23 protein-coding genes and 1 pseudogene are annotated in these 25,705 nt (G+C 63.4%); 16 read left to right on the top strand and 8 right to left on the bottom strand.

Annotated elements, in window-relative coordinates:
- The first annotated feature begins 17 nt into the window (after positions 1–17).
- Positions 18–1,220: an aspartyl protease family protein gene (locus GGR44_RS13985; protein ID WP_013039112.1), complete on the top strand. Its 1,203-nt coding sequence runs from the start codon at positions 18–20 to the stop codon at positions 1,218–1,220.
- Here the strand turns inward: GGR44_RS13985 and GGR44_RS13980 are convergent.
- Entirely contained in the window at positions 1,214–1,630 is a 417-nt protein-coding gene (locus tag GGR44_RS13980; RefSeq protein ID WP_004212867.1) for a MerR family transcriptional regulator, read from the bottom strand. The genes GGR44_RS13985 and GGR44_RS13980 overlap by 7 nt on opposite strands.
- A gap of 78 nt (positions 1,631–1,708) precedes the next feature.
- Between GGR44_RS13980 and GGR44_RS13975 the strand changes: the two genes are divergently transcribed.
- From GGR44_RS13975 to GGR44_RS13915, 13 genes are all read left to right on the top strand, one after another.
- Complete coding sequence (locus GGR44_RS13975; protein WP_004212870.1) at positions 1,709–2,335, top strand: cation efflux transmembrane domain-containing protein; 627 nt, start codon at positions 1,709–1,711, stop codon at positions 2,333–2,335.
- Positions 2,335–4,302, top strand: a complete 1,968-nt coding sequence (locus GGR44_RS13970) for a cytochrome c/FTR1 family iron permease (protein WP_004212871.1) — start codon at positions 2,335–2,337, stop codon at positions 4,300–4,302. The genes GGR44_RS13975 and GGR44_RS13970 overlap by 1 nt, the downstream gene beginning before the upstream one ends.
- A gap of 73 nt (positions 4,303–4,375) precedes the next feature.
- Entirely contained in the window at positions 4,376–4,672 is a 297-nt protein-coding gene (locus tag GGR44_RS13965) for a hypothetical protein (RefSeq protein WP_007406840.1), read from the top strand.
- A gap of 60 nt (positions 4,673–4,732) precedes the next feature.
- Positions 4,733–6,010, top strand: coding sequence for a TolC family protein (locus tag GGR44_RS13960; RefSeq protein WP_004212875.1), 1,278 nt, complete (start codon positions 4,733–4,735; stop codon positions 6,008–6,010).
- Positions 6,010–7,188, top strand: a complete 1,179-nt coding sequence (locus GGR44_RS13955) for an efflux RND transporter periplasmic adaptor subunit (RefSeq protein ID WP_004212877.1) — start codon at positions 6,010–6,012, stop codon at positions 7,186–7,188. Before GGR44_RS13960 ends, GGR44_RS13955 begins: the two co-directional genes overlap by 1 nt.
- Positions 7,189–7,191: 3 nt before the next feature.
- Positions 7,192–10,437 carry an efflux RND transporter permease subunit gene (locus GGR44_RS13950; RefSeq protein ID WP_004212878.1) on the top strand — a complete coding sequence of 1,082 codons (3,246 nt, stop codon included), beginning with the start codon at positions 7,192–7,194 and terminating at the stop codon, positions 10,435–10,437.
- 53 nt (positions 10,438–10,490) lie between these two features.
- On the top strand, positions 10,491–10,979 hold the full coding sequence (locus GGR44_RS13945; RefSeq protein ID WP_004212879.1) for an SRPBCC domain-containing protein: 489 nt from the start codon (positions 10,491–10,493) through the stop codon (positions 10,977–10,979).
- Complete coding sequence (locus GGR44_RS13940) at positions 10,976–11,353, top strand: hypothetical protein (protein WP_004212880.1); 378 nt, start codon at positions 10,976–10,978, stop codon at positions 11,351–11,353. Before GGR44_RS13945 ends, GGR44_RS13940 begins: the two co-directional genes overlap by 4 nt.
- Before the next feature lie 47 nt (positions 11,354–11,400).
- Positions 11,401–11,814 (top strand): hypothetical protein, encoded by a 414-nt coding sequence (locus tag GGR44_RS13935; RefSeq protein WP_004212881.1) that lies wholly within the window; start codon positions 11,401–11,403, stop codon positions 11,812–11,814.
- 3 nt (positions 11,815–11,817) lie between these two features.
- The gene (locus tag GGR44_RS13930; protein WP_004212882.1) at positions 11,818–12,504 is read left to right on the top strand and encodes a ZIP family metal transporter; all 687 of its coding nucleotides are present in this window, start codon (positions 11,818–11,820) and stop codon (positions 12,502–12,504) included.
- Positions 12,501–13,109 (top strand): cation efflux transmembrane domain-containing protein, encoded by a 609-nt coding sequence (locus GGR44_RS13925; protein ID WP_004212885.1) that lies wholly within the window; start codon positions 12,501–12,503, stop codon positions 13,107–13,109. The genes GGR44_RS13930 and GGR44_RS13925 overlap by 4 nt, the downstream gene beginning before the upstream one ends.
- A complete protein-coding gene (locus tag GGR44_RS13920) occupies positions 13,106–15,607 on the top strand; it encodes a heavy metal translocating P-type ATPase (RefSeq protein ID WP_004212886.1) in 2,502 nt (833 codons plus the stop codon). Before GGR44_RS13925 ends, GGR44_RS13920 begins: the two co-directional genes overlap by 4 nt.
- Complete coding sequence (locus GGR44_RS13915) at positions 15,604–16,353, top strand: HAD-IIB family hydrolase (RefSeq protein WP_004212890.1); 750 nt, start codon at positions 15,604–15,606, stop codon at positions 16,351–16,353. The genes GGR44_RS13920 and GGR44_RS13915 overlap by 4 nt, the downstream gene beginning before the upstream one ends.
- 247 nt (positions 16,354–16,600) lie before the next feature.
- Here GGR44_RS13915 and GGR44_RS13910 read toward each other — a convergent pair.
- The 5 genes and pseudogenes from GGR44_RS13910 to GGR44_RS13890 form a co-directional block, all read right to left on the bottom strand.
- Positions 16,601–17,176: pseudogene (locus tag GGR44_RS13910) on the bottom strand (Tn3 family transposase); the annotation flags it as partial.
- A 57-nt stretch (positions 17,177–17,233) separates the two neighbouring features.
- Positions 17,234–20,203, bottom strand: a complete 2,970-nt coding sequence (locus tag GGR44_RS13905; protein WP_014072601.1) for a Tn3 family transposase — start codon at positions 20,201–20,203, stop codon at positions 17,234–17,236.
- Between the two features lie 91 nt (positions 20,204–20,294).
- Positions 20,295–21,671 (bottom strand): mercury(II) reductase, encoded by a 1,377-nt coding sequence (merA, locus tag GGR44_RS13900; RefSeq protein WP_037465822.1) that lies wholly within the window; start codon positions 21,669–21,671, stop codon positions 20,295–20,297.
- 79 nt (positions 21,672–21,750) lie between these two features.
- The gene (locus GGR44_RS13895) at positions 21,751–22,080 is read right to left on the bottom strand and encodes a heavy-metal-associated domain-containing protein (protein ID WP_004213249.1); all 330 of its coding nucleotides are present in this window, start codon (positions 22,078–22,080) and stop codon (positions 21,751–21,753) included.
- A 12-nt stretch (positions 22,081–22,092) separates the two neighbouring features.
- The gene (locus GGR44_RS13890) at positions 22,093–22,488 is read right to left on the bottom strand and encodes a mercuric transporter MerT family protein (RefSeq protein WP_014072602.1); all 396 of its coding nucleotides are present in this window, start codon (positions 22,486–22,488) and stop codon (positions 22,093–22,095) included.
- A gap of 76 nt (positions 22,489–22,564) precedes the next feature.
- On the opposite strand from GGR44_RS13890, the gene GGR44_RS13885 reads away from it, so the two are divergent.
- Together GGR44_RS13885 and GGR44_RS13880 are read left to right on the top strand one after the other, a co-directional pair.
- On the top strand, positions 22,565–22,987 hold the full coding sequence (locus GGR44_RS13885) for a MerR family transcriptional regulator (RefSeq protein WP_014072603.1): 423 nt from the start codon (positions 22,565–22,567) through the stop codon (positions 22,985–22,987).
- A gap of 167 nt (positions 22,988–23,154) precedes the next feature.
- Positions 23,155–23,715, top strand: a complete 561-nt coding sequence (locus GGR44_RS13880; RefSeq protein WP_017184234.1) for a recombinase family protein — start codon at positions 23,155–23,157, stop codon at positions 23,713–23,715.
- Positions 23,716–23,799: 84 nt separating this feature from the next.
- Here the strand turns inward: GGR44_RS13880 and GGR44_RS13875 are convergent, their stop codons facing one another.
- Entirely contained in the window at positions 23,800–24,879 is a 1,080-nt protein-coding gene (locus GGR44_RS13875) for a Cj0069 family protein (RefSeq protein ID WP_157784811.1), read from the bottom strand.
- 88 nt (positions 24,880–24,967) lie between these two features.
- Positions 24,968–25,699, bottom strand: a complete 732-nt coding sequence (locus GGR44_RS13870) for a superoxide dismutase (protein ID WP_008603800.1) — start codon at positions 25,697–25,699, stop codon at positions 24,968–24,970.
- Positions 25,700–25,705: the final 6 nt, after the last annotated feature.

Raw genomic sequence — 25,705 nt, 5'->3', positions numbered from 1 at the left:
GTGTTGAAGCAATCGGTATGTCTCGACGCTCATTAGTGGCGCGGCTGGTGGCCTGTGGAACCGGCTTGGTGCTCGGTTCTCCAACGCTCGCGCGACAGACTTCCCGGTCTGCGGGCTCGTGGAACTTCGGTGCGGCTCACCTCGAATGGGAGCCGCTGGAAGTCGGCACGGGTGATACCCTCCTTGTTTCGGCACAAGTGCGCGGAGTGCCGGTGCGGGCGGTGCTCGACAGTGGCAGCGGCGCGTCGATCATGAGCACGGCGCTCGCGGCGAAGCTCGGCTTGAACGATGGTGAGCGGCGCATGATTAGCGGGCTGAGCGCCAAGGCCCCGGTGCTGCTGGTCCGCGACATCGACGTACAGCTCGCCCGCGAAACCCGTCGCTTACCCTTTGCCGTCGTTGGTGATCTGAGTTCAGTGTCGGCGGCCTTCGGACGACCGATCGATATCCTCCTTGGTGCCGATATGTTCACGGGTAGCTGCATCGCGCTCGATTTCGCGAAAAGGCGTATGGCGGTCGTCAAGTCAGGCACGTTTCTCGCCGGTCCCGACTGGCGCGCTGTCGCGCTCGGGCGCGGTGCCAAGCAGGAGCTGTTCATTCGAGCTTCCGTCTCGGGTTTGCCTCCCGTGCCCTTGATGATCGATCTTGGCAGCTCGGCCGCGCTGATGCTCTCGTCGGCCTATGCCCGCGATCAAGGGCTGTTGAACGGGAAGCTCGTCTCGACCGCGGCGATCGGCGGCGTCGATGGTGTGCGTATCAACGATGCTTTCACGATCCAGAACATCAACATCGAAGGGCTTGGCGTCTCGAACGTCCCCACACTCGGGATGAGAGCTTGGCTCTCCACCAGCACGGTTGGCAATGTCGGCCTACCGCTGATCGCTCAATTCGACGTGGTGTTCGACGTGACCGCCGGATTCGTGTGGCTCCGGCCACTCGGTCCTCGTCGTCGCCTGCCGATGCTGAAGGACCGTAGCGGCCTTGGCCTCGCAGCCTCACCAACGGCGCTCACCGTTGTTCATGTGGCGGCGAACAGTCCCGCGGAAAAGGCTGGCTGGGCGGTCGGCGACCGGATCGTGGCGGTGAACGGCCATTCGATCGATGCGAACTATACGCGTGGGGAGCTCTGGCAAGTGCGCTCCCGGCCTGCTGGCACCCTCGTAAAGCTGACGATGGCCTCGGGTGATGTGCGCGAGCTCAGGCTGGCCGATTATTATTGATCGGCTTGAGGGTGGCCTTTGCCGATCGCCTTCATGATCCGACAATCGGCCATGCGCGCCTTGGTGCAGCTCTGGCTGAGCATTGCCAACTCATCCCGCAACACCGCGAGTTGCGCCAGTCTCTCCTCCACATCCTTGAGGTGCTGAGCAGCGATAGCTGAGGCGGCACCACAATCCTGGTCCGGGTTCTGCGCCAGCCCCATCAACGAACGGATCTCGTCGACGGAGAAGCCAAGCCGGCGACCGTTGCGGATGAAGTGCAAACGCTCAATGTCACTGGCATCGTAGGTTCTGCGACCCGACGCCGTGCGAGGGGCGGATCGGAGCAACCCGATCGACTCATAAAAGCGGATCGTCGTCACCTTCGTCGAGGTCTCGCTGGCGAGCTGCCCAATCATCACCGGCTTCATCATGCCATCCTTGCTTATGCGAACGTGTCGCACATTTCGCTTGCTTCTACAGCGACTGGAGGTGGTAAGGAAGGCCGCATGAATGCTTCTACCGAAAGCTGCGGGTGCCACGGGGAGCCCGCGCGCGCGCAAACCGATCCGGCCTATCGCCGTGCGCTGCTGACCGTCGTGGTGCTCAACCTCGGCTTCGGAGTCGCCGAGCTGTTCGGCGGGTTCATCGCCGATAGCCAAGCGCTGAAAGCGGATTCCCTCGATTTTCTCGGGGACGGGTCGATCAGCCTTATCGGTCTTCTCGCGCTTGCCTGGTCCGCACGGGCGAGGGCAAAGGTCGCGCTGACGCAGGGGTTGTTTCTCGGTGCGCTTGGCGTGGGCGTAATCGGTTTCGCGATTTGGCGCGCCCTGAACGCAACCGCGCCCGATGCCGAACTGATGGGCACAATCGGCGTTGTCGCGCTCGCGATCAATGTCGTGTCCGCCTTGGTGCTTGCGCGTTTCCGGGAAGGGGACGCCAATGTTCGCGCGATCTGGCTGTTCAGCCGCAACGACGCGCTCGCCAACGTGGCGGTGATCGCCGCGGCCGGTCTGGTGGCGTGGACAGGAAGCGCCTGGCCGGACCTCGCCGTCGCCGGCCTCATCGCCCTCCTGTTCCTCCACTCCGCTTATGAAATCGTCACTGGCGCTCGGCGCGAATTGGGAGAGCGGTAGTGCGTCTGCTCGCGTTGATCCGGGCAATGCTCTCGTTGCGGCTGCTCTCCGCGCTCGCGGCGCTGCTGATCCCTGCTGCGGCAATCGCCGAACCCGGCGACGTGCAAACCGCATGGCGGCTGCTCGACTATATGGCCGTCGATTATGGCGGCGCGGTCGCCAACGGTCGGATCAAGAGCACGTCGGAATATGCCGAGATGACGGAGTTCGCCGCGTCGGTCTCGACACGGCTTCAGGGCCTGCCGGCGAAGCCGGAGCGTCAAGCCCTCATCCAGCGGGCTGCCAACCTCCAGGCGGTGATCGCGGAAAAGGGACCGACTGAACAGGTGGCAACATTGGCGCACGGGCTCGCGGCCGATCTGTTGCGCGCCTACCCGGTGCCGCTCGCGCCCGATAAGGCTCCGAACCTCGTCTCCAGCGATGCCCTGTTCCGACAATCCTGCGCGTCCTGCCACGGGATGACGGGCAACGGCCGTGGCCCTGACGCCGCCAAGCTCGCTACGCCCCCGATTGCTTTCACCGATGCCGAGCGCGCGCGCCAGCGCAGCGTGTTCGCGCTCTATCAGGTGGTGACGCAAGGCATCGACGGGACCGCGATGCAGAGCTTCGCCGATCTGCCCAACGATCAGCGCTGGGCGTTAGCATTCCGAGCCGGGAGCTTCGCCTTCACGGATGCGCAGGCGCGCGAAGGCGAGCGGCTTTGGAAATCCGACCCGACCCTTCGCCGGCGCATTCCGGACCTGAAAACCCTGGTCGCGCTCACCCCGGCCGCGCTCGGCGCGGCGATCGGCGACGCCAAGGCTGACCCAGTGCTCGCGTTCCTGCGTCGTCATCCCGAACAGGTGATACAACAGGCTCCCGGCTCGCTCGCGGTCGCCCGCGCCAAACTCGCCGAAAGCGTGGCGGCTGCGCGGCGCGGCGATGCGCGCATGGCGAAAGAGCTGGCGCTGTCGGCCTATCTCGATGGGTTCGAGCCGATCGAGCCAACACTCACCGCGCGCGACGCGACGCTGATGGGTCGAATCGAGGGCGCGATGGGGGAGTTCCGCGCCTCGATCGACCGGGGCGCGTCGCCCGATGATCTCGCGGAGAAGGTCGCAGTACTGGGCGGCCTTTTCGACGATGCGGAAGCGGCGCTCGCGCCTGATGCCGCCACCGAAGCGTCCACGTTCCTGGGCGCGTTCACGATCCTGCTGCGTGAAGGGCTCGAAGCCCTGCTCATCGTTGTCGCCATGATCGCGTTCCTGCGTAAAGCCGAGCGCGGCGAGGCGCTGCGGTACGTGCATGGCGGCTGGGTCAGCGCGATCATCGCGGGCGGGATCACCTGGGCGGTCGCCACCTATGCGATCGGGATCAGCGGTGCGAGCCGGGAGCTGACGGAAGGGTTTGGCTCGCTGTTCGCCGCGGTCGTGCTGCTCTCGGTCGGGATTTGGATGCACGGCAAGGCGCAGGCCGATCAGTGGCAGCGCTATATTCGCGAGAAGATGTCGCGGGCGCTCTCGGGCGGGTCGGGCTGGTTCCTGTTCGGGCTGGCGTTCGTCGTAGTTTATCGCGAGGTCTTCGAGACGATCCTGTTCTATGCCGCGCTTTCGGCGCAAGGTGACAACGGGATGCTTCTCGCGGGGGCCGGGTCGGCGATTGGACTGCTCAGCCTGATCGCTTGGGCCATGCTTCGCTACAGTCGCAAGCTGCCGATCGCGCAGTTCTTCCGCTATAGCTCCTGGCTCATGGCGGTCCTGACCGTCGTGCTGGCGGGTAAAGGCGTCGCCGCGCTCCAGGAAGCCGGCCTTATCAACATCGCACCGCTCGCGGACGTGCCACGGCTGTCGATGCTCGGCGTGTTTCCCACTTGGCAATCGGTGCTGGCGCAACTCCTGATGGCGGTCGCCATTGCGGTCGGGTTCGCCTGGAACGGGCGCGACCGATCCCGCTCGGGTTCCGGCTCAGTGACCCTTGGTTCGAATTAGTGCAATGACATGAAAACCCTTCCGTGATAGAGGCAAGCTAGTGCGAGCCTTTTTGCCTTTCCTGACATGCCTGATGCTGGTCCTGACCAGCTTCTCCGGCATGGCCCATGCCGCCGATCTGGCGGGGGGAAGCATCGCGGGCGTTGAGTTCACGGTCCATACCGCCGGTGACATCGATCAGGTGCCATCGGACTCGGACAAGAATGTCCCGCATCATCACAATTATTGTCACGGACACGACGTCGGCGCGCCTGCGCGCACGACGATGGAATATACCCCCGTCCTCACAGTGCCCAAGCCGACAATCTCCGCCTCTGCGTCGCTCGACGGCCGCACCGGCATGGTCCATTTGAGGCCCCCCCAAGCCTGACGTCCGATTTGGGCGTGCGTTGGCGCGCCCCTGTCGATCATCGTCAGGAGTCCTATTTTCATGAATCGTATCCTCGCGGCCATGCTGGCCGCAGCGTCTTGCGCCACGATGGCGCAGGCGCAGGTCGGACCGTCCGCGCCTGTTGCGCAGGATGCGCCGGTCTACACGCTTGACCAAGCGGTCAGTGCAGCGGGCGGTTCGGCCCCTGCTGCGGAAGCGGCGACAGCTGGAATCGACGCGGCCCGTGCAGGTCGCACAGTCGCCGGCTTGCGGCCCAATCCGGTGGTTCAAGGCCAAGTCGAGAATGTCATCGGCTCCGGGCCGTATCGGGGGGTCCGCAGCGCGGAAACCACGGTCGGCTTTGCGATCCCGATCGAGCTAGGCGGCAAGCGCGGCGCCCGCGTCGCGGTCGCCAATGCGCAATTGTCCCGGGCCGAGATCCAGGCCGCGATCATCGCGGCGGATGTCCGGCTTCAGGTAACGCAGCTCTATGTCGAAGCGGTCGCGGCCGATCGCCGGGTAATGACAGCCCGCGATCAGGCCCGGATCGCCAGCGATGCGCTGCGGGCCGCGAGCGTTCGCGTGCAGGCAGGGCGGGCATCGCCACTCGAGCAACAGCGCGCGGATGTCGCGCGTATCAATGCCGACGCCAATGTGGAGCGGCAGCTTCGCTTGGCCGAGGCGGCCCGCGCCAATCTGGCGCGTCGGATCGGACGGCCGATCGACGGCCTGCTCGATGACACGCTGCTCGATCGCCTTCCCGGTGTGAACGTCTATGGGCCGTTGGCACCGGTCAACACGACCGGCACACTCGCGCTGGCGGCAGCCAACGCGGATTTCTCCATTGCCGAAGCCGGCGTGCGGCTCGCGCGCGCCAATCGCGTGCCTGACCTGAACGTCGGGCCGTCGATCCGCCGCCTGGAAGCGACCAACGACATGGCGGCGGTGTTCAGCGTGTCGATCCCGATCCCGGTGTTCAACAATGGTCGCGCCGCGATTGCGCAGGCGACCGCGCAGCGGACCCAGGCGGATGCGCAGCGCCGCGTGACCGCGCTCGACATCGAACAGGCGATCACGGACGCGCAGGCGCAGGCGGCCAATGCCGCAACGACGGCTCGTGCGGCGTCGGGGCCGGCGCTGGCGGCTGCACAGGAGGCCGCCCGCATCGCGCGGATCGGCTATCGCGAGGGCAAGTTCGGCCAGCTCGAATTGCTCGATGCTGAACGCACGCTCGCCGAAACGCGGGTCGCCGCGATCGACGCGCTTGCCAATTACCAGAATGCCCGCGCGCAAGTGGAGCGACTGACCGCTCGTGCGCCCAATGGGGGGAATCAGTGATGAAGAGCTTTTATCTCGCGGGCGCGGCGTCGCTCGCCCTGCTCTTGGCTGCCTGCGGCGGCAAGGATGGCGGAAACGAGGCAACTGCCGAAGGCGCAGCTGCCAATGAGACGGCAGCGGGCACGGAAAAGGGCGGTGCTGAAGGCGGTCATGCCGGTGAAGGCGTCGTCACATTGGGTGCCGACCAGATCGCCACAGCGGGCGTCCAGGTCGGACGGCCGATCATCGGCGGGGCCGGGACGATCGAGCTGCCCGCGATCATCGAGGGCGACCCACAGGGAACGCAGGTCGTCTCGGCCGCAATTGCGGGACGCGTGGTCGCGCTCACCCGTAACCTCGGCCAATCGGTCGGACGCGGCCAGACCATTGCGGTCATCGAAAGCCGCGAGGCGGCGCAGATCAAGGGCGAGGTCGAGGCGGCGCGGGCGCGGCTTCAGCTCGCTAATTCGAACCTCGCGCGCGAACAGCGGCTGTTCGCGCAGAGAGTCTCCCCTGAACAGGATCTGATCGCCGCCCGCACAGCGGCGACGGAGGCGCGGATCGCCCTGACGCAGGCGCAGAGCATGGTTTCGGCGGCGGGTGTCGGCGGCGGCGGGCTCAACCGGCTCGGCATTGCCGCGCCGATCTCGGGCCAGATCATTGCGCGCCCCGTGACGCTGGGACAAACGGTCGCGGCGGATGCCGAACTCTATCGCATCGCCAACCTGAGCCAGGTGTCGATCGCGCTTAATCTCAAGCCCGAGGATGCGGGCCGGGTGCGTCCCGGCAATACGGTGCTGGTGAAGGCGGCAGGCCGTCAGGCGACCGCCCGCGTGACCTTCGTGTCGCCGGCGCTTGATCCGCAGACGCGGCTCGTGCCTGCGCTCGCCACCCTCGACAATCGCGGTGGCGAATGGCGGGTCGGCGAGCCTGTGACGGCAGCCGTGCAGCTCACGGGCAGCGGCGGGAGCGGGGCGGTCCGCGTGCCGACGACGGCGGTCCAGAGTTTCGAGGGCAAGTCGGTCGTGTTCGTGCGCACGCCCACCGGCTTCAAGGCGACCCCGGTCCAGCTCGGCGATGCGTCGGGCGACACGGTGATCGTCCGGTCGGGCCTGACCGGCAACGAACAGATCGCCACCACCGGAAGTTTCACGCTCAAGGCCGAGATCGGCAAGGGCGAAGCGAGCCACGAGGATTAAGCCATGATCGCCCGTATCGTAACCTGGGCGGTCGAGAAGCGCTGGCTAGTCCTGCTCCTCACCGTCATCGTCGCCGCCATCGGCGCCTTTTCCCTCTACCGGCTACCGATCGACGCGGTGCCGGACATCACCAACAATCAGGTCCAGATCAACGTCCGCGCGCCTGCCCTCTCGCCCGAGCTGGTCGAGAAGCAGGTGTCGTTTCCAATCGAAACCGCGCTCGCCGGCACCCCCGGCCTGGAATATACGCGCTCGTTGAGCCGCAACGGCTTCGCGCAGATCACGGCGGTCTTTTCGGACGCGACGGACATCTATTTCGCCCGCCAGCAGGTGGGCGAGCGTCTGCGGGGCGTGCAAGAGAATCTGCCCGACGGCGTGAACCCTGAAATGGGTCCGATCGCGACAGGCCTGGGCGAGGTGTACATGTACACCGTTCGTCTCGATCATCGCGAGGACGACAAGCACAAGCCCGGTGAACCGGGCCAACAGCCCGATGGCAGCTACATCACGCCAGAGGGCGAGCGACTGACGACCGAAGAGGACAAGGCGACCTACCTGCGCACCGCGCAGGACTGGATCGTGACGCCGCTTCTGAAGACCACACCGGGCCTCGCCGGTGTCGACTCGATTGGCGGTTACGCCAAGCAGTTCCTCGTCGTGCCCGACGTGCAGAAGCTGGCCTCGCTCGGCATCACGCTGACGGACCTGGGAAATGCGCTGGAGCGCAATAACACCAGCGTCGGCGGTGGCTTCGTCAATCGCAATGGCGAAGGTCTGGCTGTTCGCTCGGATGCGCTCGTTCGCAATGCCAGCGAGTTGGCCAGGACCGTGATCGCGACACGTAACGGCGTGCCGATCACGGTCGAACAAGTTGCGACTGTGAAGACGGGTCAGGCGATCCGCATGGGTTCGGCATCGGAGAACGGTACCGAAGTCGTCGTCGGCACGGCGATCATGCGGATCGGCGAGAACAGCCGCATCGTGTCGACCGCGGTCGCTGAGAAACTGAAGACGATCAACGCTTCGCTGCCTCCTGACGTCGTAATTCAGCCGGTGCTGAACCGCACCGAGCTGGTCAATTCGACGATCAAGACGGTCGCGAAAAACCTGTCCGAAGGCGCGGTGCTGGTCATCGTCGTGCTCTTCCTGCTGCTCGGCAACTTCCGTGCGGCCCTGATCGCGGCGTTGGTCATCCCGATCACCATGATGCTGACAGGCTTTGGTATGCTGCGCGCTGGGGTCTCGGCCAATCTGATGAGCCTTGGGGCTTTGGACTTCGGTCTGATCGTCGACGGCGCCGTCATCATTGTCGAAAACGCGCTGCGCCGGCTTGCCGAGCAACAGCATCATGAAGGCCGATTGCTCAGCGTCAAGGAACGGCTCGCGACCGTGGCAGCCGCTGCGCGTGAGATGATCCGTCCCTCTGTGTACGGGCAGGCAATCATCATCCTCGTCTACGTACCGCTGCTCACGCTGACCGGCGTGGAGGGTAAAACGTTCGGACCGATGGCGCTGACCGTCATCATCGCGCTCGCCTTCGCCTTCATCCTCTCTCTCACCTTCGTGCCGGCGATGATTGCGATCTGGCTGTCGAAGAAGGTCGAGGAGAAGGACGGCCGCATCATCACGTGGCTGAAGAAGCGCTACGAACCCGGTCTCGACCGGGCCATGAAGCGCCCGACGCTGACGATCGGTGCGGGTGTGGGAAGCCTTGTGGTGGCGGCGCTTGCTTTCACTACGCTCGGCTCGGTGTTCCTGCCGCAGCTCGACGAAGGCGATTTGCTGATCCAGTCGCTCCGCATTCCGGCAACGTCGGTCCAGCAGAGCCAGGCGATGCAGGTGCCGATCGAGCGGATGATGTCGAAGCAGCCGGAGGTGCAATTCGTCTATTCCAAGACGGGCACCGCCGAGCTGGCGGCCGACCCGATGCCGCCGAACGCGACCGACATGTTCGTCATCCTGAAGCCGCGCAAGGATTGGCCGGATCCTGAGCTTCCCAAGGAGGAGCTGGTCAGCCGGATCGAGGGTAATCTCGCGAAGATTCCGGGAAATGCCTACGAGATCACCCAGCCCATCCAGATGCGCTTCAACGAGCTGATCGCCGGCGTGCGCGGCGACATCGCGGTGAAGGTGTTCGGGGACGACTTCAACCAGATGAACCGGACGGCCGAGCAAATCGCGGCGGTGCTGCGCAGAACGCAAGGCGCAGCGGACGTGAAGGTGGAGCAGACGACCGGTCTTCCCATGCTCGACATTCGCGTCAACCGCGACGCGATGGCGCGGTTGGGCGTTACGGCTCAGGATGTGCAGGACACCGTGACTGCGACGATCGGCGGGCGAACATCGGGCCAGATCTTCGAGGGCGACCGTCGCTTCCCCGTGGTGATCCGCCTGTCGGAGGCGCAGCGTGCCGACATCGGCCTGCTCCAACAGGTGCAGGTGCCGGTGGCAGGCGGCGGCTATGTACCGCTGTCCAGCGTCGCCGAGATCAAGGTGGTCGATGGTCCGAACCAGATCAGCCGCGAGAACGGCAAGCGGCGCGTGGTGGTGCAAGCCAACGTGCGTGGCCGCGACGTCGGATCCGTCGTGGCGGATGCGCAGGCGGCGATCGGCAGCCAACTCCGGCTGCCTGCCGGCACCTATCTCGAATGGGGCGGCCAGTTCGAGAACCTCCAATCGGCAAGCGAACGGCTGAAGCTGGTCATTCCGGCTTGCTTCATCTTGATCCTGCTGCTCCTCTACGGGGCGTTGGGATCGGTCCGCGACGCCGCGATCGTGTTCACCGGCGTGCCTTTCGCGCTGGTGGGCGGCGTCCTGTTGCTGTTCCTGCGGGGCATGGACTTCTCGATCTCGGCGGCAGTGGGCTTCATCGCCCTCTCGGGCATCGCGGTCCTCAACGGCCTCGTCATGGTCAGCTCGATCCAAGATCTGATCCGATCAGGGATGAGCCGCGAGGAAGCCGCGCATGTTGGCGCGATGCAGCGTCTGCGACCCGTCATCATGACCGCGCTAGTCGCCAGCCTCGGCTTCGTGCCGATGGCGCTGGGCGAAGGCGCCGGCGCAGAGGTTCAAAAGCCTTTGGCGACGGTCGTCATCGGCGGTCTGATCTCGGCGACGCTTCTTACGCTGTTCGTGCTGCCGACACTCTATGCCCGGTTCGGGCAGAAAGTGATCGAGAAACCCGAGCACTACAATGAGGAGCATGAAGGGGACGACCACGGTCAGACCTTCGTGAACAACTTGGCCTGATGGATGGGCGGGGCGATCCGCGATCGCCCCGCCCATCTCTGGGAGATGGGGATATGCCTCGCACCATAACCAGCTCGATGCTTCACGGCGGGCCACTGCGCATCTGGTCGGCACTCACCGATCCGGATCATCGCCGGGCGTGGAGTCCGCTCGTATTTCTCGATGATCCGTCCCGGCTCGGCGACACAGAATGCACCTTTGCGATCCAGGGCATCACCCGGCCAATTCGGACGCCAGCACGGATTGATCGATTCGATAAACCGCACGCCTTCGCTTGGTCCTGCGGCATCCCCTATCTGTTCACGCTCGAAGAGCGGTACGAGCTGGCGGGGGACGATGGCGGCACCAGGCTAACGCATAGCTGCACGCTGCGCGGGGCGCTCTCCCTGCCGTTCGCGGCGATGATGTTGCGCCGCCTGCGATCCCTGATGGTCGAATCTGACGATCGCCTCGCAACCTATCTCCGCTGGCGGGTAGGTCAGCCTGCCCGGGCTATCAATCGTCAGCGCGTCCCCTTCCGCTACAGGAGGAAGGCGCGATGATGATGCACTGTAAGCGGGTGCTGCCCGCCGTCATCCTCGTTGTCGGGCTCGCGGCGTGCTCGGAAAGAAAGCCGCCAGCCCCGCCAACGGAGCAGCAGATCCATTCGTCCGACAGCGCCGTGGCGACCGGGGAAATGGGGCGGCATAGATATCGCTGTTCCGACGGGGAACCGCTGTTCGTCGATTACAAGGACAACGGCCTGCAGATCGATTTGCGGCGCTCCAACGGGGGACCGCCGATGATGCTGACCGCGCCAGCGCAGGGCCTGCAATATGTCGGCGAAACAGCCACCGCGACCTTCAAGGGGTCGCAGCTCACCATCGTGGAAGGCGATGGCCGTACCCGGATCTGCGAGCGGGAAGGCACGCGATGAACTGCCCTGCCTTCGAACGCCACAGGGCGCTTCGTCGGAAGAGACCGATGTCTGACACGTCGATTTCAAATGTGACAACCTTGTGCGGCCTGAATCGGGCCGGTCTGGCGATCGCGCGCCTCGGCGTCGTTCTCGTCTCCGGGGCGGTTATAGGGGCGTGTAATCCAGCGCCGACCCAGCCTACCGAGCCGGCGCATGAAAAGCATCTGACGTCGAAACTAATCGCGCAGCGCATCATGTACTGCGACGACGGCACACGCGCCGATGTCGACTTCATCGATGACGGCTTGAAAATGGCCGTCACCTGGCTGCCGAAGGGCAGGACCGAGATCCTGCGCGCGCAGCGAACCGGTGACGAGTTTCGCGGCGACCATTCGCGGGCTGTCGTGGCGGGCGGATCGATCGCGTTCACGCGACGCGGGAAGATCCGCGTCTGCCACCGAACCCCGGAGGAGTCCTAGGAAATGCAGGCACTGCTCTATACGCTTGCGCCTGTGCTGGCGGTCGTGCTCGGCGCGATTGTCGCGAGCCGCACCAAGTTGAAACCTGGCCTCGTGGCGGGCCTACAGCATCTCGCTGCCGGCGTCGTGTTCGCGGCGGCAGCGACCGAAATCCTGCCGCAGGTCAAGCATGAGGCATCGCCCAGCGCGACGTTGATCGGCGGGGCGGCGGGCGTCGCGACCATGCTGGGGCTCAAGGCTCTTGAGGCCCGCTTCAAGGGGCCGATGGCGCTACTCGCCGCGATCGGCATCGACATTCTGGTGGACGGCCTGGTGCTCGGCCTCGCTTTCGTGGCGGGCGAGAAGGCAGGTCTCCTGCTGACGATCGCGCTCACTCTGGAAGTGTTATTTCTGGGACTGACGCTGACCGACGAGCTGGCGGAAACCTATCGCTCGCGCTTGCGCATCATCGTGATCGTCTCGGCATTGGCCCTGCTGCTGCCGATCGGCGCGCTCGCTGCCGTGCCGGTCGCCGCGCTGTCGCCGGTGATGATCGCCGGCTTCCTCAGCTTCGGGCTGATGGCGCTGCTCTACCTCGTCACGGAGGAGTTGCTGGTCGAGGCGCACGAGAAACCCGACACCCCGCTCATCAGCTCGATGTTTTTCGTCGGCTTCCTGGCCCTGCTGACACTTGAGGAGATGATGGGATGATCCCGGGCAACGACAACAATGGCGGGCAGGAGCGCCGCACACTGTGGATCGTCCTGCTGCTGAACGCGGCGATCGCTGCGGGCTTCTTCGTTTCCGGCTTCTTCGCGGACTCGAGCGCGCTGATCGCCAACGGCGTCGACAACCTGTCCGATACGGCTGTGTATGCGCTGAGCCTTGTGGCGCTCACCCGGGGCCAGACATGGAAGACACGCGCCGCGGTCGCTTCGGGCGTCATGCTGCTGATCTTCGCGGGCGGCATCTTGATCGATGTCGGACGGCGCTACGTGCAGGGCAGCGAGCCCATCGGACCTACCATGATGGTCATGTCCGCGATCGCCGGCGTCGTGAATTACCTCTGCCTGCGGCTGCTCCAGCGCCTCAAGGATCCGGACGTCAATCTCCGGGCCGCAACCACCTTCAGCTTCAACGACTTCATTTCCAACGGCGGCATCCTGATCGCCGGCGTGCTGGTGCTGTGGTTGGGTACCAATTGGCCGGACCTGCTGGTCGGCTTCGCCACCGCCATCATCGCCATCAAGGGCGGTGTCGAAATCCTGCGCGACGCGCGCGCCGAAACCAAGAAAAGCGAAAGGAGGTCGTCATGAACGACAAGCTCGAACTCGACATTCCAGTGTTGTTGCCGGACCTTCCTGACGCGGCCGATGCCTGCCTGGACCGTCTCGTATCAACCCTGTCAAAGCGCGAAGGTGTCGAGCGGGCGCATGTGATCTGTCTCGACGGCAACACGCCAGCGGCGCTGTGCATCCATTTCGATGCCGCCAAGCTGCCGCTGCCACGGTTGCGCGAAATGGTGCGCGCCGCAGGTGCCGAAATCACCGAGCGCTACGGCCATGCGATCTGGCAGGTGACGGGGATCAACCACGAACGTCGGGCGCGCACGGTCAGCGATGCGCTGTGCGCCTTGCCCGGCGTGGTCCAGGCAAGCGCCAGCACCAGCGGGTCTGTCCGGGTCGAATATGATCGCCGCGAAACCACCGAAGAGGAGGTGCGCGCTGCGCTTCGCAAGCTGAAGGTGAGGGTGGGCAAGCGGGTCGCTGCCGATGAACATGCCGGCCACGACCACGGCCCCGGGGGCCACGGCGCGGGCGAAGAGAAGCACGGCCCCGGCGATGGCCACGACCATAGCCACGCCGAATTTCTCGGCCCCAATACCGAGCTGATCTTCGCGCTCGCCTGTGGCGCGCTGCTGGGGATCGGCTACGCGATCGAGAGGCTGGTCGCTGGCGCGCCCGAATGGCTGCCGACCGCCTGCTATATCGCAGCCTATTTCTTCGGCGGATTCTTCACGCTGCGCGAGGCGATCGACAACCTCCGGATGAAGAAGTTCGAGATCGACACGCTGATGTTGGTCGCTGCGGCCGGCGCCGCTGCGCTGGGCGCATGGGCCGAAGGTGCGCTGCTGCTGTTCCTGTTCAGCCTCGGCCATGCGCTTGAGCATTATGCAATGGGCCGCGCCAAGAAGGCGATCGAGGCGCTGGCGAAGCTCGCGCCCGAAACCGCGACCGTGCGACGCGGCGGGCAGACCAGCGAAATCCCGGTCGAGCAGATGGTCGTCGGGGACATTGCCATCGTCCGCCCGAACGAGCGCCTGCCTGCCGACGGCTTCGTCATCAAGGGCACCAGCGCGATCAACCAGGCCCCGGTCACGGGTGAAAGCATCCCGGTCGACAAGGTGCCGGTCGCAGATGCCGCAGCGGCACGCGCCAAGCCCGATGCAGTCGACGCGGAAAGCCGGGTTTTTGCTGGTACGATCAACGGCGGCGGCGCGATCGAGATCGAGGTGACACGCCGTTCCAATGAAAGCGCGCTTGCCAAGGTCGTGAAGATGGTGAGCGAAGCGGAGACGCAGAAGTCGCCGACGCAGCGCTTCACCGACCGGTTCGAACGGATCTTCGTGCCCGCCGTCCTGGTCCTGTCAGTGCTCCTGCTGTTCGCATGGGTGGTCGTCGACGAGCCGTTCCGCGACAGCTTCTATCGCGCGATGGCGGTGCTGGTGGCGGCAAGCCCGTGCGCGCTCGCGATCGCAACGCCGAGCGCGGTCCTGTCGGGCGTTGCCCGTGCAGCGCGGGGCGGCGTGCTCGTGAAGGGCGGTGCACCGCTCGAAAACCTCGGGTCGCTCAAAGCGATCGCTTTCGACAAGACGGGCACGCTGACCGAAGGTCGTCCGCGCATCACTGATGTCGTGCCCGTCGATGGCGCCGATGAAGGCGAGTTGCTGGCGCTGGCTGTCGCCGTCGAAGCGTTGAGCGACCATCCCCTGGCCCAAGCGATCGTCAAGGACGGCCGCGAACGTCTGAACGATCGTGCCGTGCCGACTGCCGGCGACCTCAAGAGCCTGACCGGTCGGGGCGTCACCGCGAGCGTGGATGGCGAGACGGTGTGGATCGGCAAGGCCGAGATGTTCGGAAGTGAGGGCATTCCGGCGCTGGGGCAGGGCGCGCAGGACGCAATCGCGAAGCTGCGCGAGAACGGCCGCACGACAATGGTGGTCCGCAAGGGGGACCGCGACCTGGGCGCGATCGGCCTGATGGACACGCCTCGCGAAGCTGCCAAGACCGCGTTGCGTCGGCTGCACGAGATGGGCGTGTCGCGGATGATAATGATCTCCGGCGATCACCAGAAAGTCGCCGAAGCGATCGCCGACGAAGTCGGGATCGACGAAGCGTGGGGCGACCTCATGCCCGAAGACAAGGTTGCCGCGATCAAGAAGCTCGCCGGCGAAGACAAGGTCGCGATGGTGGGCGACGGCGTGAACGATGCGCCGGCGATGGCAAGCGCCACGGTCGGCATCGCGATGGGCGCGGCGGGGTCGGACGTTGCGCTGGAGACAGCCGACGTGGCGCTGATGGCCGACGATCTGGCGCACCTGCCATTCGCAGTCGGTCTTAGCCGCCATACCCGTGGAATCATCCGGCAGAACGTCTTCGTCAGCCTGGGTGTCGTCGCCTTCCTGGTGCCTGCTACCATCCTCGGCCTCGGCATTGGGCCAGCGGTGGCGGTTCATGAGGGATCGACGCTGCTCGTCGTCATCAATGCGCTCAGGCTGCTCGCCTACCGCGATCCGGCAGGGAAGGCGGCATGAAGTGGCTGATCGCCTTCGACCTCGACGGCACGCTTGCCGAGAGCAAGCGGCCGTTATCGGAGGATATGGCCGCAATCCTCGCCCGATTGCTCGCCATCACGGATGTGGCGGTGATCTCGGGCGGGGACTGGCCGCAGTTCGAAAAGCAGATCGCCTCGCGCCTTCCTGCCGGCGTCGCGCTCGACCGTCTCTGGTTGATGCCGACCACAGGCACGAAACTCTATCGGTTCATCAATGGCGCTTGGCGCGCGGTCTATGCCGAACTGTTCGACGACGCGGAGAAGGCGAAGATCCGCACGGCCTTCGATCAGGCGCTGACCGATGCCGGTCTCGCCGACGAACGTATCTGGGGCGAACGGATCGAGGACCGGGGCAGCCAGATCACCTTTTCGGGCCTGGGGCAGGCAGCGCCGCTGAAGGAAAAGGAAGCGTGGGATCCTGACCGAAAGAAGAGGACCGCGTTGCAGGCCACGTTGCGCGCGAAGCTGCCGGAGCTCTCGATCAATCTCGGTGGCACGACATCGATCGACGTGACCAGAGCAGGGATCGACAAGGGCTATGGCCTGAAGCGCCTGAGTGCCGAGAGCGGTGTCCCGCTCGACGGGATGCTGTTCATTGGGGATGCGATATTCCCCGGTGGGAATGACTATCCCGCTGCTGAAATCGGCCTCGACACAGTGAGGGTGCGCGACGTCGCGGAAACCACCGCCGTCGTGACCGCCATCATCGCGTGTCTGCACCGATAGGATCAAGATACATGGTCGGCTCCATCGCGGAATGCCGCATTGTCAAAGCTCTGGCTTCTGTCGCTTAGGGCAGCGCTTCCTAAAACGAAAAGAAGGCAATGTGCGCGTCTCCGCGAACAAAGCCTCCAGCGATCAATCTAAGAGATTCCGCCGCGCTTCTCAATCGTAGGGGGCGTTTGCGGGAGGGGGCGGAATCCTACGCTAAGGATTTGGGCCAGCGATATTCCCCGGTTAGATTGATGTGTTCCTATCCCAACGGCGAGACGTGGGCGAGTAGATCAGGCGCGATATGGGTACCGCTGGCGGCCCGGGTATTGACGACCTCGCCGAGCTTCATGGTGTTCCAGAATATGATGATGGCGGCGAGCAGGTTCATTCCGGCGATGCGATAGTGCTGGCCTTCGCCGGATCGATCCCGGATTTCACCTCGGCGGTGGAAGCTGATGGCGCGCTTTAGGGCGTGGTGGGCCTCACCCTTGTTGAGGCCGATCTGAGCCTGGCGCTGGAGGCCGGCATCAAGAATCCAGTCGATCATGAACAGGGTTCGCTCGATGCGGCCCACCTCTCGCAATGCGAGGGCCAGCTCATTCTGGCGCGGGTAAGAGGCGAGCTTGCGAAGAATCTGGCTGGGGGCGACGATCCCCGCTGCGATCGTCGCCATGATGCGCAGGATGTCGGGCCAGTTGCGCTCGATGAGCGGTTCATTGATCTTACCTCCGACCAGCGCTCGCACATTGGCCGGCGTCGCGTTGGGCGTGAAGGCATAGAGTCTTTTCTGAGGGAGATCGCGGATACGGGGGGCGAACCTGTAGCCGAGCAAGGCGTCACCTCAAGGTTTGTTCGCCAGACAACGATTTCTCGGACATAAGCGGAACATGGGCTACGCTACACGCTTCAACCGCGCCATTGGCTCGTTGAGTGGGTGGAATTCACCTGCTGGAAGTCGCCTGGCCTGCTCCCAGAGGTAATCGCCGGTCAGACTGATGTGCGCCCAGCCCATCGGAGAAAGGTGCGCAAGCAGTGCCGCATCGAACGTCGTGCCGACAGCGTTGAGGTGCTGGGCGGCCCGGTCGAGATAGACCGTGTTCCAGTAGGAAATCGCCGCAATCAGCAGGTTCAGCCCAGATGCGCGAAATTCCTGATTTTCCAGCGAGCGATCGGTGAACCGACCCTGCCGGTTGGTATAGATGGCGGCGGCAAGCGTGTGCCTCGCCTCGCCTTTGTTGAGACCGGCCTGACAGGCACGTCGCAGTTCCGGTTGTTCAAGCCAATCGAGCGTGAACAAAGTGCGCTCGATACGGCCCAGTTCAGCCAATGCAAAATCCAGCCTGTTCTGGCGTTTGTAGGCGGCAAGTTTTCGCAAGATTACTGACGGCGCCACCGTGCCATCCTTGATTGAGGCGACAATCCTGACGATGTCATCCCAATCGGCCTCGATCGCTGCCGTTTTGATGGTGCGGCCCATCAGATTTTCGATGCCCTTGTATGTCGATGGCGCAGCGATCGAACCCAGCTTGCGGTCGCCAATATCGCGCAGCCGTGGCGCGAAGCGGAACCCGAGTAGGTGGCAGAGTGCGAAAACATGATCGGTGGCGCCGCCGGTATCGGTATAGTGCTCATGCAACGGAAGGTTGCCGGCGCCCAGGACAAGCCCGTCGAGCACGTAAGGCGCTTCACCTGCCGTCGCGGACATGATCCGTGATCCGAATGATGCGAAGTGATCGGAAAGGTGAGAATAGATTTTCACGCCAGGTTCGGCGCCATATTTGGCATTGACGTCCGCCGCCCCTGAACGGCTCCGCCCCGACCGGAAGAACTGGCCATCGGACGACGAACTGGTGCCAGCGCCCCAATGCCGCGCGAAGGGTAATTCGTGATGGGCTGAGATGATCATGGCCAGCGCGGCCTGATAGTTCTCGGGTGAAAGATACCAGTTGTGGGTCCATGCGAGTTGGGCATAGCTGACGCCTTCGCTGGCATTGGCCATCCGCTCCAGCCCGAGGTTGGTGCCATCAGCCAGAATTGCGGCGAGTACCGTGCTGGGGTTGTCGTGCTCCTTGCCTGAGCGCAGGTCACGGAATGCGTTCAAAAAACCAGTGCGTTCGGCGACTTCAAGCAGCAGCTCGGTGATGCGCACGCGGGGAAGCAGGGTATCGAGCTTGCGATCGAGGGCTTCAGCTTCCGGTGGGGTGACAGGCGGCATTTGCTGAAGCTTGAGCCGGTCTCGTTCGAGCGACACTCCCTCAAGCTTGTTTGTTTTCAACTGCTTGGCAAATCGGCGCAGCCGCCAGTCAAGATTTCGTGCCCGGTCAGCGAGGTAGGATGCAGCATTTGAATCGAACGGAAGCACATCCGCCACTTTGGCGGCGTCGCGCCGACCCAGCAAATAGGCATCGAAGCGCTGATAGTTGCGGGTTCCCTCGATCCATACATCACCGGCGCGCAAACGATCACGCAAGGTTGCCATGATCGCAATTTCATAACGTCGGCGGTCGATACGGCCGCTTTCGGTGATGAGACGCTTCCACTGCCGATTGGGGAATGGCAGTGGAACGCCATCGGGAAGGTCGCGCGACTTTCGTGTGTTCGCATCGCGAATGACATCGATGGCTTTGATCAGTGCCGTCCCTGTTCCAGACGCCTTGAAGGTGAAGGCGTCCAGAAATGCCGGGCTGAAACGCCGTAGCGTGGCGTAACGCTCGGTTGCCGTTACCAGTGCGTCCTCGCCGGCAAGATCAGCAAGGGCATCTACTTGGGCCTTTGCCGCAACAAGCCGGTGCCAGCCCACCGCTTCGTCAATCAATTCGAGCGGATCGCCGCCATTCTGGACAGCCTCATCAAGTGCTGTAATCGTGGCGCCAAACAGCCGCATGAGTTGCCCCACCGACTGAATACTATCTTGGTAGCGACGCTCGCGCCCACGCCGCGCGCGCGTGAACATGCCGCCGATAAGTCGGTCAAACATTTGGATCGCGGCATCGGCAAGTCTGGCCTCAAGGTCGATCACTGCGGCCGTCAACGTCGCCCGCCTGCGATTGACGCTGTAATCCGAAAGCAGGAATGCCGGTGCCACGCCGCCCTCGCGGACAAATTGGGCAAAGCGGAATTCCGGAATGGCGCCCCCAACTACCGGGTGGATACCTATGCCGCGAACATAGCGCAGGCGCTCAAGCAAGCCATTGATATTGGCCGCAGTCGGGGCTTCTTCGAAATTACGCAACCACGCCAGCGGTGTCATGCCGAAATCCGGGTTGTTGATTACGAGTTCGTCTAGCCGTGTCAGTTCAGCAGAGCTGAGGCCTTCGACGATTGCGGCTGCGGCAGCTTTGCGTGCGCGTGCCCGGCCAGCAAGACCGGCGCGTTCCAGTGTGTCGCCTGACGGAAGAATGAACCGCTCACCCTTCAGGCCAACCATGAGGGCGCGAACAATCGGTTCACCTCTGTCTGTATACTCGGCGGCTTGCGCGGCAAGATTCAGGGCAAGTGCCAGGTCGCCGCGTCGAAACGGGCGTATGCCAAGATAACGCGCCACGAGATCGGCATGATCGGTACGGGTTTGCGCGCGCTGACCATATGCAGAGAAGGAGGAAGGATCGACGAATAACTGTGCCGCGAGGTACTGAAGAATGACGTCGGGAAGCCCGATCTCGGGTTGCAGACCAAAGCCGGGATGTCGCATCAAAGCGATTTGTGCAGCCAGACCGAGGCGATTTGCTGGACCATAGCGGCGCCCAACCAATTCAACATCTTCCGCAGAAAGGGTATAATGCCCAATGATCGCGGTTTCTTGGACAGGAGGATCGAACAGGCGCCGGCGCTCGTCTCCGGTCAGAAGTCGGCGTCGTGCCATTTTTCTCTCCCGCTGAGGCGAATAACAAAATTGACACCAAAGCGGCTTGCACTGGAGGGAGGCCATTCGTTGCCGGTTGATCCCCGAGCAATCACCCGGCGCAGCAAGACAGTTTGGCGACATCCTTATCAAACGTTTGGGCCGCCAGTTTGAGGCCTTCCACAGTGGTCAGGTAAGGAAATATCGTTGCACCCAATTCCAGGGTGGTCATGCCGTGTTTGATCGCCAGCACCAGTGTCTGGATCGAATCCGCGCCTTCGGGTGCCATGATCTGGCCGCCCAGCAAACGGTCGTTCGCCTTGTCGGCAATCAGTTTGATGAGACCCCGCGTATCGCGTGCTGCCAGTGCCCTTGGCACAGCATCGAGCGGGAGCAGCGAAACCTTGATGTCCAGGCCTTGCGCCCGTGCTGTCGTTTCAGTGAGGCCGGCGCTGGCGACTTGCGGGTCGGTGAAGACGACGGATGGCATGGAGGAATTGTCGTAGCGGTATTGGTTGCCCGTCACCGCGTTGCGCGCGGCCAGTTTTGCGCCATAGGCGGCCATGTAGACGAACTGGTCCCGTCCCGTTACATCGCCCGCCGCGTAAATGCCTGGAACCGACGTTTCGAGGTGGTCATCGACGACGATTCCACCATTACGGGCAAGCACTATGCCGCGCTCCTCCAGCCCAAGCCCGTCGCTATTGGGTCGGCGTCCGGTGGCGATGAGCACCTGTTCCGCCGCGACGGTGTCACAATGCCCCTCGCAGGTCAATTCGACCCCGCTCTGTGTTTGGGCGATACGCTGATAGCCGACACCTGCGCAAACCCGCACGCCCTCGGCTTCCAAATAGTTTTTCAGCGCGGCACTCACTTCCGGGTCCATTTCGGGGAGCAGGCGGCTTCGGCAGCAGATGGTGACATCAACGCCCAGACGCGAAAACATCTGTCCCAGTTCTACCCCGATCACCCCGCCACCGATCACCAGCAGCGATTTGGGCAAGCGATCCAGCGCCAGCGCCGATGTGCTGGTTAGGTAGGGCACGCTGTCCATCCCCGGAATCGGCGGCACGGCGGCGTGCGCACCCATCACCAATATGACCTTGCCGACCTTCATGGGCGCATCGCCGACAATCAGCGCACCATCGGCAAAGCGTGCCTTGCCCTCGATATAGCTCACACCGTCATAGGCGGGCAGCAGATCGACATATTTTTTTTGGCGCAGCGTCGTGACAAGATCGTCCTTCGACGCCGCCAATACGGACCAGTCATCCATCTGGACAGCGCCCCCAAGGCCGGGAAAGCGCGCGGCGGCAAGCCCACCATGCACCGCTTCGGCGGCGCGGATCAGCGTCTTGGAAGGAACGCAGCCAACATTGACACAGGTGCCGCCAATCGTGCCGTGACCGACGAGCGCCACTTTCGCGCCCAGATCGGCAGCGGCGATCGCGGCGGAGAACCCGGCAGAACCCGCGCCGATGACGGCCACGTCAAATCCTTCCTGCCCGGGGCGGTTGCAACAGTCGTTCATTGCTTATCGCTTTCTTGAGGCGCTGGCGGCGCCCCGCTCAGTTTTGAATAGCGCGCGCCGGATAACCCGCGTTGGTTGATGCAGCGGCAATCGCAGCAGCATTGGTGCGGCGCGGGTTATAGGTTGCGCGCGCGGTCTTGGCTGCGAAATCGACCGTGACCGCCGTTACCCCGGCGACGCCTTCCATCGCCTTCTTCACGGTGATCGGGCAGGTGGCGCAGGTCATGTTCTCTATGGCAAAGGTGGTTTGCTTCTGAGCGGTTGCGGTAGCCGCGGGGCGATCTTGCGCCGTGCCACTAACTGCATAGGCGACCCCGCCGCCAGCCATAGCCAGCACGGCCATAGCGATACATACTGTCTTTTTCATGGGTATTTCCTTTCAATAGAACCAGGGTGCCCACCAGTCGATGGTGAGCGCCAGGATGGCGACGGCAAGGCCCAGCCACAGCACCGCCTTGGTGGTCCAAGCCGATTGTGGACGAGCGCAGTAGGAACCGTCTTCACAGGGCGGTTTCGGCTTGAAATAGACATGCCAGAAGCCGTAGCCGAGCAGCGCGAGCGTTACGCCTGCGACATAGGGCTTGTAAGGTTCGAGCGCCGTCAGGTTGGCGATCCACGCGCCGGAAATTCCGAGCATAACCAACAGTAGCGGGACGACGCAGCAAGCCGAGGCGAGCCCCGCGCCGATCAATGCGCCCGCCGCAACCCAGTTTGCCTGCTTCGGCTCGTGGTTTTCGGTGAGGGCTGGCTGTCCCGCTTCCGGCGTTGAGACCATGGCTTGAATCCCTTGTTCCAACTGAGTGATTCGCAGTGTAGGCTCTGTAGCCACTACAGACTCAAGAGGTATTTTCATGGAGCAACAGGTCGGCATCTTGCGTGCCCAGCTTGCCCGGAAAACAGGCTGCAATCTCGAAACCATCCGCTATTACGAGAAGGTGGGATTGCTGCCGGGGCCGCCTCGCAGTTCCAACGGCTACCGCGTCTATTCGCCGGAACTGGTGCAAAGGTTGCAGTTCATCCTGCGCGCGCGCGACCTTGGCTATGCAATGGATGAGATACGGTCATTGTTGTCGCTCACCGATACCGGTGCACAAACCTGCGCGGAGGTTATGGCGAGAACCGAACTCCACCTTGAAGATGTCCGCCGCCGCATTGCAGATTTGCAGAAGATAGAGGTGACGCTGGCGACCACGTTAGCCAGATGCACTGGAGATGACGTTGCCGAATGTCCCATCCTGGAAGCACTCCAGTTTTTACCCCATCAAGGCAATTGACGCCATCTTTGAGGGATTTGATTTTGTGATGTCAGCTTGGAGTATAGCCTAACCGGACGTCAGGATGCAGCGGCGGTTTCTGTCAGGATAGGGTTATGGCAAGCATTTATTGACGCATGTTCCGCCGTGTCATAGAATTCAACCTGACATTTTGACCGGAGGCGGCGATGAAAGGCCAGAGGATCGGTTACGTCCGGGTGAGCACATTCGATCAGAATGTCGATCGCCAGTTGGACGGGCAGTCGCTCGACCGGATTTTCACCGACAAGGCATCGGGCAAGGACATCAACCGCCCCGAACTCGATGCCATGCTCGCCTTCGCCCGCGAGGGTGACACCGTCGTGGTCCACAGCATGGATCGATTGGCGCGTAATCTCGACGATCTGCGCAAACTGGTTCAGTCCCTCACCAAAAGAGGCGTCCGGATCGAGTTCGTGAAGGAAAGCCTGGCCTTCTCGGGCGAGGATTCCCCGATGGCCAACCTGATGCTCTCGGTCATGGGTGCGTTCGCCGAATTCGAGCGCGCCCTGATCCGGGAGCGGCAGCGCGAAGGCATTGCGGTCGCCAGACAACGCGGTGCTTATCGCGGGCGGAAACGTTCCCTCTCCGACGAAATGGTCGCCGAGCTGCACCGCCGTGTTGATGACGGCGAGCGCAAGGCCGTCATCGCCCGTGACCTGGGGATCAGTCGCGAAACCCTCTACCAGTATCTCCGCGCTGCCACCTGAGCCGGTTTCACCCAGCCTCGCTCACCCTTAGGCTTGTCTGATTGATACGACCAATGTCACGTCTCTTGAATTGCTTGAATCATATCAATGAGGATTGGAGGTCTCCTTCGTCAAACGAATGGCAAGAGCGCGACCGATTGCCGCTGCGGCGACTGGCTGGACGGCGCTTGGCGGAAATGGTGCAACCGAACTAGCATTGATCTCGCAAAGCGCATAGGAGCCATCGCTGATGGCTTCACCAGGGCGAAATAGGAAGTCGGCGTCCCAAAGAAGCGGAAGATCGTGGTCGGCGATCGACAGCAACCTTTGCATCTCTGGAATCCAGCGATCCTCCATCGCTTTCCGTAAGGCTGCGAAGCGCGTCACCTCCGGTCCGAACATGGCGCGGCCCATCGGCTGTGGGGTTGACGACGTTGTATCAATGGCCGTTGGCGTCATCAGCGCAGTGATCAGGTTGTGCCCAAAGCCAACCACTCGGTGCCCGCACACGTAGCAGCGGACCATGCCCTCGGACGACTGCGGCTGATAAGCCTGATCGATCAGCACGCCGCCGTCGTTTAGAAACGGCACCCACCTTTCCAAGCACTCGGCTAGGCTGATGCGCTCCGATTTGCTTCCTTGGCGGGCCTCTTGAACTTTCACCGACGTTTTCAAAGCCGGAGCGTTTCCCGCTTCGTCTAGTTGGACACGCCATACATTCCTGCCGCCGTTGCCGTAGTTCGGCTTCAGCACGCGCGGGCCTGCGGCAAGATGTTCGGGGAAACGAGCGCGAAGGCCTTCAGCGTCCACGTATCGATCGACATCGCTGCCCCATTCCATGGATCGCGTTGTGTAGAGCACTTCCTTGACGCCGATTTTGGCGATCACGTCAGGATGCGCGCTGACGACAACGCCGCACCCCGCGACTTCGCGCAGCATTGGATCGAGCTGCGAGCGGTCGCCTGAAATGTCCAACGGATTCACCCAGACCAGCACTGCGTCGCACGACAGCAGCTCGTCCCGAATCTCGCGAACCGCCTCGTCCCTGTACAGTACAGGCCTTGCGGTCGCCCCGAGCGCCCGCAAGGCCTGCATTATCGGCCACTGCCGGGCTTCATGAAAGCGATGCGTCCACTCGGCTGCTTGCCCACGCCAAAGAAGAGCGATGTTCGGGCCGGATGTCATTGTTGCATCTCCCCATCGGACCTGTCCCCTTTGTGGTCGCGAACTCAGGTGTCGCGCAGCAGTGGGTGTTAAGCCACGGCGGTCGGGTTCAGCCGCCGCCGCGCAAAGCCGCGGCATAGCGCCGGTCGACCACTTCCCAGTCGATGTTGCGGAAGAAGGCGTCGACATATTTGGCGGCGGCGGTGCCGTAATCCATGTGGAAACTGTGCTCGTACATATCGAGCGCGAGCAGCGGCACGCCGGCAATCGCACCGTGCATATGATCCCACGCCCAATGGTTGTGCAGCGAGCGCGTGTGGAGATTGTAGACGAGCACGCACCAGCCCGATCCGCCGGCAAGGCTCATCCCGGTACGGCGGAAGTCGGCTTCCCAGCGGTCGAACGAGCCGAACGCCGCGCCCAGCGCGTCGCGGATGGAACCGGCTGCCTGGCCGTTGCCGCCGAGCCCGTCGAAATAGACCTCATGGAGCACGACCGAGCCGGTGCGGTGCAGCTCCTCGCGCTTCAATCCGCCATAGACCACCGGCGGCAGGTCCGTGTCAGCGAGCGCGGCGGCAAGTCGTGTCTCGATCATATTCAGGGCCTTGACCGAGCCCGCATAATTGTTCTCGTGGTGCGATGTGATCAGCCTTTCGGAGAGGCCGTGAAGCCTGGCGGGATTGAACCTGAGCGGCTTGACCTGATGATTTCCGGCAAAGGCGGGGACAGCCGCCGGCGCTGCGGCCGGCGTCTGCGCAGAGGCTTCGTTGATAGTCATGGCGGCGGCTCCGATGCCAAGAGTTGCGATTGCACTGCGTCGGGAAAGATGGTCGATCGTCACGCGTCA

This window comes from Sphingobium fontiphilum (genome assembly GCF_014196635.1).
Classification (GTDB): Bacteria; Pseudomonadota; Alphaproteobacteria; order Sphingomonadales; family Sphingomonadaceae; genus Sphingobium; species Sphingobium fontiphilum.
The sequence above is the reverse complement of the archived record's forward strand: the minus strand, read 5'-3'. Positions and strand labels throughout refer to the sequence as shown.